A 12,199-nucleotide genomic window follows, 5' to 3' on the forward strand; every position below is an offset into this window, starting at 1 on the left:
ATAAAAATATTAGTATCTTTAGAGCGTAGAACTGATGAGTTTTACGCTTTTTTTGTCATTAATTTTCAATGGAAAATTAAGTGTTATCCTGAGTTTGCTTGTGCTGAACTTGTTTCAGTATTTCAGGATCTCATTAGAAAAAGCACTAACAATTTCATTAATTAAAAAGGATTAAAAACTAAATGGATTACGGAAAAGAATTTGAAAAGTTCGCCATAAAAGATCAAGGCATTAACAGCAACTATTACAGTAAGATTATAGAGAGCATGTACCCATCAAACATGACTCCAAACATTATTGAAGAGCGTCAAATGAACATCGCTGTATTTGATGTATTTTCACGTTTAATGATGGATCGTATTATTTTCTTAGGTACAGGAGTAAACGATCATGTTGCTAATATTATCCAAGCACAATTGTTATTCTTACAGAGTACAGATGCTTCTAAGGATATTCAGATATATATAAATTCTCCAGGCGGAAGTGTTTATGCTGGTTTGGGTATTTATGATACTATGCAATTTGTAAAGCCAGATGTAGCTACAATTTGTACAGGTATTGCTGCGTCAATGGCAGCCGTATTATTATGTGCTGGCGAAAAAGGAAAACGTTCTGCATTAAAACACTCTCGTGTAATGATTCACCAAGTAAGTAGTGGTACGCAAGGGCAGTTAAGCGATATGCAAATTGCATTAAAAGAAACGATAAGAGTTAAAGAAGAATTATACGCAGTTATTGCCAAGCATTCTGGTCAAACAATAGAGCAAGTAGAGAAAGATTCTGACAGAGATTATTGGATGCGTTCTCAAGAAGCTTTAGAATACGGAATGATTGATGAGGTTTTAGAACGCAAGTAATTATTCTCACTAACGACTAAAACCCTAAATTTAGAACTAAGATTATGGCAAAAGAAGAATTAGAATGTTCATTTTGTGGTAGGAAAAAGCCAGAAACAAATTTACTTATAGCAGGTTTAGATGCGCATATATGCGATCGTTGTATAGAGCAGGCTCATGGTATTGTTATTGAAGAATCTAAGCAAACAGGTAATTCAGAGTTAAGTGCTGAATTAATGCTAAGAAAGCCAAAAGAAATTAAGACGTTTTTGGACGAATATATTATTGGGCAGGAATACACAAAGCGTGTAATGTCTGTTGCGGTATATAATCACTACAAACGATTATTGCAACCACCATCTGATGATGATATTGAAATACAAAAAAGTAATATCATTATGGTTGGGCAAACAGGTACTGGTAAAACATTAATGGCAAAAACTGTTGCCAGAATGTTGAATGTACCATTGGCAATTGTTGATGCCACTGTATTAACAGAAGCAGGTTATGTTGGCGAAGATGTTGAAAGTATTTTAACACGCTTATTACAGGCTGCTGATTATAACTTAGAGAAAGCACAAAGAGGTATTGTCTTTATAGACGAGATTGATAAGATTGCGCGCAAAAGTGATAATCCATCAATTACCAGAGATGTCTCTGGTGAAGGAGTTCAGCAAGCATTGTTAAAACTTTTGGAAGGGACTGTTGTTAATGTGCCGCCAAAAGGAGGACGTAAGCATCCAGACCAAAAATTCATAGAAGTAAATACAGAACATATCTTATTTATTGCAGGTGGAGCTTTTGATGGTATAGAGCGTGTTATTACAAAACGCTTAAACATGCAAGCCATTGGATACAGTTCCATCAATTCTGATGATAATATAGATAGCGATAATATTCTGCAGTACATTATACCAAAAGACTTAAAAGACTTTGGATTAATACCAGAAATTATTGGTCGTTTGCCAGTGCTAACTCACATGGATCCATTAGATGCGGATACCTTAAGAGCTATTTTAACCGAACCAAAAAATGCCATCATAAAACAATACAAAAAGTTGTTTGCCATGGATGAGGTTGAGTTTACAATAACTGAAGGTGCATTAAACTACATTGTAGAAAAAGCCGTAGAATATAAGTTAGGTGCTCGTGGTTTGCGCTCGCTTTGCGAAGAGATATTAACTGAAGCCATGTTTGATTTACCTGGCTCTGGTGAAACAAAGCTTAACGTCACCAAAGCCTATGCAGAAGATAGGTTGTCTAAATCTACCTTGAAGAAGTTGAAGGCTGTGTCTTAAAACTTTAACCTTAATAGAATAAAAAAAACCACAATTTCTAATAGTGAAATTGTGGTTTTTTGTGTTAGGATTGATTAACTTAATATTGCATGCAATATATTTAGAGTTATTTAATTAAGGGTTAAATAAAATTAATAGCACATTTATTTACTGCTAATATAGAGTCAAGATTTAATGTAAGTCACATTTTAATTATTTATTGGCTAAAGGCATTTGAAATCTCGATATATGAAAACACAATGCCATTTTTAACGGTAAATGGTAATCGTTAATGTTTTTGATTATAACTTACTTTTGAAGACAACTTTAAAATGGCTTTTAGTTGCGTTTCTTCAGATTGAAATTTTAACGTATAGTCTTTAAAACCTTCTTTAATTACTACAAGTTGATAATCCTCATAAGCCTTTATCTTAAAACTGTAAGAAGCATCTTTACTCGTAATTTGTCGCTCTAGTTCTTGCCCTTCACTATTTAATAGTACAACTGTAGCATTTGGCAATATTTTATCTTCTTCAGTTATTACGATGCCTTTAAGTTCTTGATAGATAGCTCTAGACTTAAACCTATATAAATTAAAAGCATTGTGTTCGTTGTTCTTATTAGAAGAGAAAACCCCTTTTTCATTGTCTAAGAATATAAAAGCAATTTCATCTTTGTCAGAGTTTATATTATGACCTAAGTTTCTTGGGCTTTTGTAATCGTTATTGATAATGTTTGAAATAAATATATCAAAGCCACCAATACTATTATGCCCTTTAGATGAGAAAAAGAGTTCTTTGCCATCTTTTGTTGTATGAGGATATTTCTCATCACTAGAGGTGTTAATGGTATTGCCTAAATTTTCAGGTGTACCCAAACTTCCATCGTCATTGATTGGAGCTTTATAAATATCAAAACCACCAAAACCCCCTTTCATATTTGAAGAAAAGTATAAATATGCACCATCATTGGAAACATGAGGATTCTCTATAGAGTAATCATCACTGCTAATGGCTAATTCTAACTCATTTATCCAATTACCATAGGAGTCTTTTTCCAGTTCAGCTTTAAATAATTTATAGTTTGATGAATTGGTGCGCTGACTACGTGTATAATACATCGTGTATTCATTTGGCGAAAAAGCGACTTGTCCTTCATTGTCTTTAGTATTTATTATTCTACTAAATAATAGAGGTTGCGAAAGCTCTCCATAACTATTGATACTTGTACAAAATAAATCTGTAAAAGGTTCATTGGTAATAGGATCTACACCATTGCCTAAAGCACCTATTTTTTTTGAAGAAACAATTACCAATCTATTCCTAAATGTACCACTGGCAATTTCAGAATATTTTGAATTGATTTTAGAGACATTAACAGCGTAAGTATAACCACTTTTATTGAGGTCATCGCGTTTGGTCTTTTTTACTGGATCTGTTGTGTTTAAAGAAGTATAAGCACAAAACATAAATGCTGTAAACAGCAAGTGAATCGTAGATTTCATAACGTAGGGATAATGGATTAATAGCAATAGCAAATTACTACCACTATCATTAGCCGAACGTTTTTGTTGTGTTTTTTAGATAAGACACGCTTTTTTCCGACAATTCAATAGGTGAATACCAATTTTATCGATGAAGGAAAGGCTTTTTATACGTTATTTAAGCGTAAAAGTTCTTCAACATAGTCTCTTGAGTTAGATAATCGAGGTACTTTATGTTGTCCACCAAGTTTATTATTGTCTCTCAACCAATCGTAGAATAAGTTGGTTCTAGCACAATGAATTTTAGGTTTGTTTAGGGTCATATTATTATAACGCTTGGCTTCGTAATCAGAATTTAAAGCTTTGAGCGCGTTGTCAAATAATTCTTCAAAATAAGACATGTTTTCAGGAGGTGTCTTAAACTCAATAATCCATTCGTGAGCACCTTTTTCTTTTCCTTCCATAAAAATAGGTGCAGCTGTGTAGTCCACAATTTCTGCTGAGGTTCGTTTGCAGACTTTTTTAAGTGCATCCTCAGCATTCTCAATAATGAGTTCTTCACCAAACGCATTGATGTGGTGTTTGGTTCTTCCAGATACTTTAATTCTGTGAGGGTTTAAACTTGTAAACCTAATGGTATCTCCAATTTTATAACGCCAAAGTCCAGCATTTGTGGTAATTATAACGGCATAATTGGTGTTGAGTTGCACCTCACTTAATGGAATGACTTTCTGGTTTTCAGTGCCGTAAGTATCCATTGGGATAAATTCATAGAAAATACCATAGTCTAGCATTAATAACAATTCGCTAGAATGATTTTGATCTTGTATGGCAAAAAAGCCTTCAGAAGCATTGTAAATTTCATAGTATTTGAAACTTTTTCTAGGCAGAATTGCTCGGTATTGTTCTATGTAGGGATTGAAACTTACTCCACCATGAAAATACACTTCGAGATTAGGCCAGATATCAAAGAGGTTATCTTTTCCTGTTTTTTCTATAACATTATTTAGTAATACTAACATCCATGAAGGCACACCAGCCAAGCTCGTTACATTTTCGTTAATGGTTTCTTCAACTATGGCTTGCATTTTAGTTTCCCATTCGCTCATTAAAGATACTTTACTGCTCGGAGTACTGCTAAACTCAGCCCAAAATGGCATATTGTCAATTAATATGGCGCTTAGGTCTCCAAATACAGTTCCGTTTTCCCTGTAAAGCTCTTTGCTGCCACCAAGTCTTAAACTCTTGCCTGTAAATAGTTGCGAATCTTCATTATTATTAAGGTACATGCAGAGTAAATCTTTACTTGCTGCATAATGGCAATCTTCTAACGACTCTGTGCTTACAGGTATAAATTTACTTTTTGCATTGGTAGTACCACTAGATTTTGCAAACCATTTAATAGGTCTAGGCCAATAGATATTCTGTTCGCCATTTCTTGAGCGCTCAATTATTGGTTGAATAGCTTCATAGTTAACGACAGGAAGACGTTCGTTAAAATCTTCGTAGGATTTTATAGAAGCAAAATCGTATTGTTTGCCAATTTCTGTGTCTTTTGCAATTTTTAAGAGGCTGAAAAGTAATTCGTTCTGTACTTCGTTTGGGTATTTTAAAAACAATTCAATCTGATGGAATCGTTTTTTTAAAAACCAGGAAGCAATGGAATTTACTATAGGAATTGGCATGGATTAGCTATCTTTAACCGATAAACGGCATTAGGCAATTATTCGTTTTACTTATTTTTAGGTTTAGTTTTTCTAAATTTGAAAAGTTAAATTTACTAAATTTCTTCTATGATTTATCAAGGTGTCCTCACTAAAATGCAAACAGAGTTTTTAGAGCCAATTCAATACTATCTGGTTTTTGAAAATGATTTTATTCACATGAACCAATTGTTGAATAAACCAATTGAAATGAAACTCGTTGGACACCAATGCTTAAGCTGTGGGTTAGATAGGCCAATTTATAGACAAGGATTTTGTAAAACCTGTTTTTTTGATAAGCCAGTAGCTGGTGATTGGATTATGCGTCCAGAGTTGAGTACTGCACATTTGGGCAAGGAAGATCGCGATTTGGAATACGAAAAGAAAGTGCAATTACAACCTCATATTGTGTATTTGGCTAATTCTAGTAACGTAAAAGTTGGTGTTACACGAAAAAGTCAAGTACCAACACGTTGGATAGACCAAGGTGCGCACGAAGCCATAGAGATTGTTGAAGTGCCTAATCGCTATTTGGCTGGTATTACTGAAGTCGCTTTAAAGGATTACGTAGCAGACAAAACCAATTGGCGCAATATGCTGAAAAATGATGTTACAGACGAGAATTTATTAGAGTGGCGACAGAATTTAAAACAGCATATACCAGAAGAGGCTAAAGACTATTTTATTGAAAATAACTCTGAAACCCATTTGCATTTCCCTGTAGTACAATATCCTTTAAAGCCAAAAAGTTTGAATTTGGAAAAGCAGATTAGTTATGCTGGTAATTTGGTAGGTATAAAAGGGCAGTACCTTATTTTTGAAGACCAGACGGTTTTCAATGTCAGAGCAAATGAAGGCTTGGTGATAGAGCTAAATGTATAGCAATAAAAAAAGAGCAACATCTCTGTTGCTCTTTATATACTTTATATAAAAAGTCTATACGTTTTCAGCGTCTCTTAAACTTTGAATGTATTCAGCTTTTTGAATTTCTCTTCTTCTTTTTACTGAAGGCTTAGTGAAATAACGAGATTCTCTAAGGTTTTGCATAATTTGCACATTTCTGTGTTTACGCTTGTAACGTTTTAGAGCACGTTCTATATTTTCTCCTTCTTTGATTTCGATTTTAATCATTATATCGATATATTTTTGTTATCTAATTCTTGCAAATGGTCGGCAAATATATGGCAACTATTTGAAAATAAAAAATTAAATGTTCGTTTTAGAGATTATTTTTTTATCCTAAATAGGTTTTTAAAATTTTGCTCTTACTTGCGTGTCTTAATCTTCTAATACCTTTCTCTCTAATTTGTCTAACACGCTCTCTTGTAAGGTCGTAAATACTTCCTATTTCTTCTAATGTCATAGGTGGTTGATCTCCAATACCAAAATTTAAACGAATAACATCACTTTCCTTTTGCGTAAGCGTTTCTAATGCACGCTCAACCTCTAAATTTAAGGACTCTTTCATTAAGTTTTTATCAGGTCTAGGTGATTCGCCAGAACTTACAACATCATAAAGACTAAAGGTTTCCCCATCTTTTAATGGTGCATCCATCGATAAATGACGTCCAGAATTTTTCATCGATTGCTTTACTTCACGAACACTTATATCCAATTCTCGTGCCACCTCTTCTGCATTTGGTGGTCTTTGATGTAGTTGCTCTAAATGCGAAAAAGCTTTATTAATCTTATTTATAGTGCCAATTTTATTTAATGGTAAACGCACTATACGAGATTGTTCTGCTAAAGCTTGAAGTATGGCTTGTCTAATCCACCAAACAGCATAAGAAATAAATTTGAAACCTCTAGTTTCATCAAAACGCTTGGCGGCTTTAACTAAACCAGCATTACCTTCATTAATTAAATCTGGTAATTTTAAACCTTGATTTTGATATTGCTTAGCAACTGAAACAACAAATCTTAAATTTGCTGTAGTTAATTTATCTAATGCAGCTTGATCACCTTTTTTTATAAGTTGAGCCAATTCTACCTCTTCTTCTGCTGTTATTAACGGAATTTTACTGATATCTTGAAGATATTTGTCTAAAGACTTATCTTCTCTATTGGTAACTTGCTTGGTGATTTTTAATTGCCTCATGTATCCTTTTTAAATTTAGTGAACCTACATTATAACGGAATTATTTAGAAAAGCAAGGAAATAGGAAATAATTAACAGAAATTGGCAAAAATATGCGGTTTTTGCTCAAAATTTATCAAATTTTGGTCGAATCCTGAGCTTTTTTGTCTTTGCTATTTTTCTTTCCGCCAAACAAATCACCTAAAACATCTTTTACTCCTTCTTTGATTTTATCATTAGCATTTGTTTTGGTGCTATCTGTTTTAGTTGTGGTAGAATCTGTTTTTGTAGTATTAGAATTGCCACCAACAATACCACCTAATAAATCCTTGATTTTGTCTTTTCCTTTACCAATTAATTTTTGTTTTTCAATTTCTACTAATTGTTTGGTAAGGTTAGAAACACCACTTGTTAAATCTGTCGTTATTTGTGGGCTAGAAAAAGTACCGCCAATATTTGCCGTAACTGGAATCGTGATTTTTTCAACCTCAGGATCGTTTATTTTTCCTATTAAACGGTTAACGTCAGATCCTAAATATTTTGCTGGAACTTGAAGCGTTGCACTATACTGCATCTTATTAGAAAAACTATGTGTACCCGAGACTTCAATAGGAATATCTTTATATTTTATAGTAAATGGTTTTACTGAAACTTGTCCGTTTTCAAAACTCAATTTGGTTGTAATGTCTTTTTGTAGGTCTTTAAAATTTATAAAATTCAATTTGCTGTCTAAGCCAGAAAGTAATGGACTTTTACTAACATCGATATTAGAAGTTAATATTTCTGCAAGAGCACTACCAGTAATTGTTGCCAAATCTGGAGAGAAATTTTCATCCAACAATCCACTAACATCAATTGTAGAGTTTAATTTTCCTTGAACCACTTTGGCAATTGGAGCTAAAACTTTTAGCATTTCTAAATCTTTGAATGATTGCGAAATGTCAAATTGTTGCATCGCCAACTTCATATCAAATTTTGGTTTGGCTTCTTTTGTAGAAACGTTACCAGAAATACCAAGTTGCCCGTTAAACAAATCTGTGGTCATGTTTTTTAGGTTGGCGTTTTGATCTTTTATTAGCAACTCGCCTTTTACGTTTTTTAGATTTAAATTATCGTAAATAACAGTTTTTGCATTGGCTGTAATCGTACAATCTAAGAAATCCGGAATTTTTAACGATTCTTCCGCAGATGTTGTTTTATTAGATGAGTCTGTAGCCGTTTCGTTCTCAACCATAAAGTCTGCAATGGCAAACGTATTAGAACTAACATTAAAATTACCTTGTAATTTTTTATCACTCAATAAAAACCCTAGCAAGTTATTAATAGTTCCTGTAGCAGAAAAATCACTTTTCCCTGTTAAAGCATCAAAGCTATTTAGGCTTACCGTTCCTGGTTTAAAGGTTAAATCGGCTTTATTTATTTGAATTGGATTTACAATATCTTCAGATGAAAAAATAAAATTGGTTATAGATACACTACCATTGTTCTTAATACGTTGGTAAGCATTGGTTTCAATAGCATCCATATCAAAAGCAGTATTTAGTTTTCCTTTCAAAATACCACTCAATTCATTTTCTAATTCAATAGGATAGGCTTTGGTGATGTTAGCTAAGTTTAAAACACCATCTAAGTTGGCATTTACTAACATATTCCCAGTTAGGTTTTTAATATGTGCTTCAGATTTAAAGACGTCTTCATCTATTTTAAAATCTAATTTATTAATGTCTAAAAATGTATCATCAGCATTACCTGTTGTGTTCTTTACAGAAGCATCAATCATAATATTGGTGACGCTTTTTGGTAAATCAGGATATTTAAATGAAGCGTTGTTAGATTGCATATTGATATCTAAGGTCGGAATTGTCTCTTCAGAAACCAACCCTTTTATAATACCGTTTACTGTAAAGTTTCCTGTGGTAGTTACGTTTTCTATATTTTTAGCATAGGCTTTTGGGATAACAGCAAGAAAATCTTTAAAGGACGATTCTGGGTTTTTAAAACTAATATCTACCTGCTGTCCTTCTTCAACCATTTGTACAAAACCTTGAAACTCTAAAGGAAGTGCGTTAATGTAGCCTTTGTTGTCCTTGAACGTGTATTTTTGGTTTTCAAGATCAAGGTCTATTAATGCATCTAGTTTTATAATATTATTAGTTAAGTACTCGGTGCTGTCAATAGACATGCTAATTTTTGCTTCGGTATTGGTGTCGAGTTCAGAAAGTTCACCAGAGAAAATACCTTTTCCTTTATGGTTGATTTCTGTAGCATAAATTTTAGTGTTTGCCTTTTCGTCGATGTACGTAAAAGCGCTATTGTTTAATTCGTAATTTTTTAAATCAAAGCTAAAACCGCTAGATGCCGTATCCGCAACTTTGTTATTACTTTCTTTTTCTTTAACTATGTCATAGTTGGCTGTACCGTTCTTATTGGTTTTTATGGTTAATAGCAACTCGTCTGCTATAATTTCATTGATAATTAGAGGTTCTTCGGTGCCTTTAAACAGTTCGCTAAGAGGCATTTCAAAAGCTATTGATTTTGCTGTGGCTAGTGTTTCGCCTTCAAATGGTAATCTGTTGGTTATTTTTAAATTATCAACATTGACTTCGGCTTTTGGAAAGCTGCTAATTAAACTTAGGCTTATATCATCAAAACTCAAATCGGCATTTAGATTTTCATCTGCGTAGTTCTGAACTATAGCATCTATTTTAGACTCTAGAACAAACGGAATAGCAATAAGAACAGCAATGAAAATAAGTAATATAATTCCAATGATTTTGAAAATCTTCTTCATAATTATGGTTGTATGGTTTTAAAATAGCTTCTATATATTATACGCAAAAGTCAGCAGAATAGTTGTTATTTTACTAAACTTTAAGAAGACTTTAATGATTTAGTAACCGTTAGAGTAAATCAATTTCTTCATTAATTTTTAACTTAAACCGTCTTCTAAAAAGATAAACTCCTAAGTAAAGAAAAGGAGTGTCTAATGCTGCTACGATGACTTTAAAAAGAAACCCACTAATTAATAAACCTTTAAAGTTTGCCCAATCTATAATGCCAAAAGAACAGAGCAAAAAGACAATAGTAAAGGTGTCAACAAATTGAGAAAACCAAGTGGAAAAATTATTACGTAGCCATAAATGCTTGCCTTTGGTTAAGCGTTTCCAGAAATGGTATATTTGAATATCTACAAACTGTGCAAACAAATAAGTGAGCATACTTGCAAATACCGCAATGGCTGAATTGCCAAAAACGGTATTAAACATTTTATCATCCACGTAGGACCATGATGTAGCAGGAACTTGTGAGCCTGTGTATATGATGAGTAAAGAAAAAAGTGAAGCAAAAATACCAACAACGACAACATCATTTGCACGTTTTTTGCCATAAATTTCACTAATTAAATCTGTAATTAAGAAAGTTATAGGATAAGGTAAAATACCAACCGAAATCTCAAATAGTTTAGAGCCAAATATTTCTAAATCTAAGGGATACCAATAAAAGAACTTTTGAAATATAAGATTAGAAACTACTAACGATGTAATAAAAAGGGCTCCTAATAAGAGATAGATACGTTGTGCTAAAAGCTTGTCTTTTAATGGCATTAAAAATGGTTAATAAATAGTTTGAGTAAAGATAAAGTAATAAAATTTGTTTTAGTTATTTTGTTGCTTCGATGAAATTAGCCAAAACAGTTTATATAGCATTAGGTAGTAACAAAGGCAATAAATTGCAGTATTTGCAATTGGCAATTGATGCTATTTTTGAAAAAATTGGTGCTGTAAATAAGATTTCTAAAGTCTATGAAACACCAGCTTTTGGTTTTGAAGGTGATGATTTTTATAACGCTTGTATTAAGGTTGAAACTGAATTAAAGCCCAAAAACCTTTTAAAGCAATTACAATCTATAGAACTACAATTAGGAAGAGCTGAAAAAACAGGTAAAGGTTATGAGTCGCGTGAAATAGATTTAGATATTCTGTTTTATGACAGTGAAATTGTTAATGAAAAATCGTTGATAATTCCACATCCTGGATTACATCTGCGTAAGTTTGTCTTACAACCATTATTGGATGTTGCAAAAGATGCAGAACATCCTGTTTTTAAGAAAACTGTTGAGATTTTACTTGCCGAATGCAAAGATAAATCTGCAATAGAACCCATTAAAATTTGGTTGAAAAACCCTAAGAAGAGTTTCAATTTTAGCAATTATAATTTCATAGCAATTGAAGGAAATATTGGTGCCGGAAAAACGAGTTTAGCCAATAAAATTGCTCATGATTTTAATGCGAAGTTAATTTTAGAACGTTTTGCTGATAATCCCTTTTTACCAAAGTTTTATAAGGAGCCAGAACGTTATGCTTTTACTTTAGAAATGTCGTTTTTGGCTGATCGTTACCAGCAAATTTCAGATGATTTATCGCAGTTAGATCTGTTTAAAGATTTTATGGTGAGCGATTATGATGTACACAAATCGTTAGTGTTTTCTAAGGTTACTTTGCCTGAAGATGAGTTTAGATTATACCGAAAATTATTCTACCAAGTATACAAGGATATTGCCAGACCAGATTTGTACGTTTATCTCTATCAAAATACTGAGCGATTGCAAGCCAATATTAAAAAACGTGGGCGTAAATATGAAAAGGATATTAAAGACGATTACTTAGAAAAAATCAATTCAGGATATCTTGAATTTTTAAAATCGCAAACAGAATTAAACGTGAAAATCATTGATATTTCCGAGCGTGATTTTGTAAAAAATCGTGAAGATTATTTGTGGTTGTTGAATGAGATTAGTGCTTAGTTTTTGTCATTCTGAACTT

Annotated in this window: 10 protein-coding genes; 4 read left to right on the forward strand and 6 right to left on the reverse strand. The window is 32.7% G+C overall.

The genetic code is table 11. The features are described 5' to 3' along the window. Positions 1-182 precede the first annotated feature (182 nt). Positions 183-857 carry a ClpP family protease gene (locus ACFFGA_RS04810; RefSeq protein ID WP_386060422.1) on the forward strand — a complete coding sequence of 225 codons (675 nt, stop codon included), beginning with the start codon at positions 183-185 and terminating at the stop codon, positions 855-857. Between the two features lie 44 nt (positions 858-901). Next, positions 902-2,134, forward strand: a complete 1,233-nt coding sequence (clpX, locus tag ACFFGA_RS04815) for an ATP-dependent Clp protease ATP-binding subunit ClpX (protein ID WP_386060424.1) — start codon at positions 902-904, stop codon at positions 2,132-2,134. A gap of 268 nt (positions 2,135-2,402) precedes the next feature. Here clpX and ACFFGA_RS04820 read toward each other — a convergent pair whose 3' ends face one another. After that, positions 2,403-3,617, reverse strand: coding sequence for a hypothetical protein (locus ACFFGA_RS04820; protein WP_386060427.1), 1,215 nt, complete (start codon positions 3,615-3,617; stop codon positions 2,403-2,405). A gap of 146 nt (positions 3,618-3,763) precedes the next feature. Further along, on the reverse strand, positions 3,764-5,281 hold the full coding sequence (locus ACFFGA_RS04825) for a GH3 auxin-responsive promoter family protein (protein ID WP_386060430.1): 1,518 nt from the start codon (positions 5,279-5,281) through the stop codon (positions 3,764-3,766). 108 nt (positions 5,282-5,389) lie between these two features. On the opposite strand from ACFFGA_RS04825, the gene ACFFGA_RS04830 reads away from it, so the two are divergent. Then, positions 5,390-6,181, forward strand: a complete 792-nt coding sequence (locus tag ACFFGA_RS04830; protein WP_386060433.1) for a DUF2797 domain-containing protein — start codon at positions 5,390-5,392, stop codon at positions 6,179-6,181. 54 nt (positions 6,182-6,235) lie between these two features. Here ACFFGA_RS04830 and rpsU read toward each other — a convergent pair whose 3' ends face one another. From rpsU to ACFFGA_RS04850, 4 genes are all read right to left on the reverse strand, one after another. Next, entirely contained in the window at positions 6,236-6,430 is a 195-nt protein-coding gene (gene rpsU, locus ACFFGA_RS04835; protein WP_386060435.1) for a 30S ribosomal protein S21, read from the reverse strand. A gap of 103 nt (positions 6,431-6,533) precedes the next feature. Beyond that, positions 6,534-7,397 carry a sigma-70 family RNA polymerase sigma factor gene (locus ACFFGA_RS04840; protein ID WP_386060437.1) on the reverse strand — a complete coding sequence of 288 codons (864 nt, stop codon included), beginning with the start codon at positions 7,395-7,397 and terminating at the stop codon, positions 6,534-6,536. 115 nt (positions 7,398-7,512) lie between these two features. Next, positions 7,513-10,167 (reverse strand): AsmA-like C-terminal region-containing protein, encoded by a 2,655-nt coding sequence (locus ACFFGA_RS04845; RefSeq protein ID WP_386060439.1) that lies wholly within the window; start codon positions 10,165-10,167, stop codon positions 7,513-7,515. A 109-nt stretch (positions 10,168-10,276) separates the two neighbouring features. Further along, positions 10,277-10,981, reverse strand: a complete 705-nt coding sequence (locus ACFFGA_RS04850) for a queuosine precursor transporter (protein WP_386060442.1) — start codon at positions 10,979-10,981, stop codon at positions 10,277-10,279. Between the two features lie 71 nt (positions 10,982-11,052). Here ACFFGA_RS04850 and folK point away from each other — a divergent pair, with 71 nt between their 5' ends. Further along, complete coding sequence (gene folK, locus ACFFGA_RS04855; protein WP_386060445.1) at positions 11,053-12,180, forward strand: 2-amino-4-hydroxy-6-hydroxymethyldihydropteridine diphosphokinase; 1,128 nt, start codon at positions 11,053-11,055, stop codon at positions 12,178-12,180. The last annotated feature ends 19 nt before the right edge of the window (positions 12,181-12,199 follow it).

Origin of the sequence: Winogradskyella pulchriflava, from assembly GCF_042434315.1 — a bacterium.
Lineage (GTDB): Bacteria > Bacteroidota > Bacteroidia > Flavobacteriales > Flavobacteriaceae > Winogradskyella > Winogradskyella pulchriflava.

What these genes read in the sequence shown, in the direction of transcription:
- ACFFGA_RS04810 (WP_386060422.1), top strand. Translation starts at nt 183, where the DNA reads ATGGATTACGGAAAAGAATTTGAAAAGTTCGCCATAAAAGATCAAGGC.
- clpX (WP_386060424.1), top strand. Translation starts at nt 902, where the DNA reads ATGGCAAAAGAAGAATTAGAATGTTCATTTTGTGGTAGGAAAAAGCCA.
- ACFFGA_RS04820 (WP_386060427.1), bottom strand. Translation starts at nt 3,617, where the DNA reads ATGAAATCTACGATTCACTTGCTGTTTACAGCATTTATGTTTTGTGCT.
- ACFFGA_RS04825 (WP_386060430.1), bottom strand. Translation starts at nt 5,281, where the DNA reads ATGCCAATTCCTATAGTAAATTCCATTGCTTCCTGGTTTTTAAAAAAA.
- ACFFGA_RS04830 (WP_386060433.1), top strand. Translation starts at nt 5,390, where the DNA reads ATGATTTATCAAGGTGTCCTCACTAAAATGCAAACAGAGTTTTTAGAG.
- rpsU (WP_386060435.1), bottom strand. Translation starts at nt 6,430, where the DNA reads ATGATTAAAATCGAAATCAAAGAAGGAGAAAATATAGAACGTGCTCTA.
- ACFFGA_RS04840 (WP_386060437.1), bottom strand. Translation starts at nt 7,397, where the DNA reads ATGAGGCAATTAAAAATCACCAAGCAAGTTACCAATAGAGAAGATAAG.
- ACFFGA_RS04845 (WP_386060439.1), bottom strand. Translation starts at nt 10,167, where the DNA reads ATGAAGAAGATTTTCAAAATCATTGGAATTATATTACTTATTTTCATT.
- ACFFGA_RS04850 (WP_386060442.1), bottom strand. Translation starts at nt 10,981, where the DNA reads ATGCCATTAAAAGACAAGCTTTTAGCACAACGTATCTATCTCTTATTA.
- folK (WP_386060445.1), top strand. Translation starts at nt 11,053, where the DNA reads ATGAAATTAGCCAAAACAGTTTATATAGCATTAGGTAGTAACAAAGGC.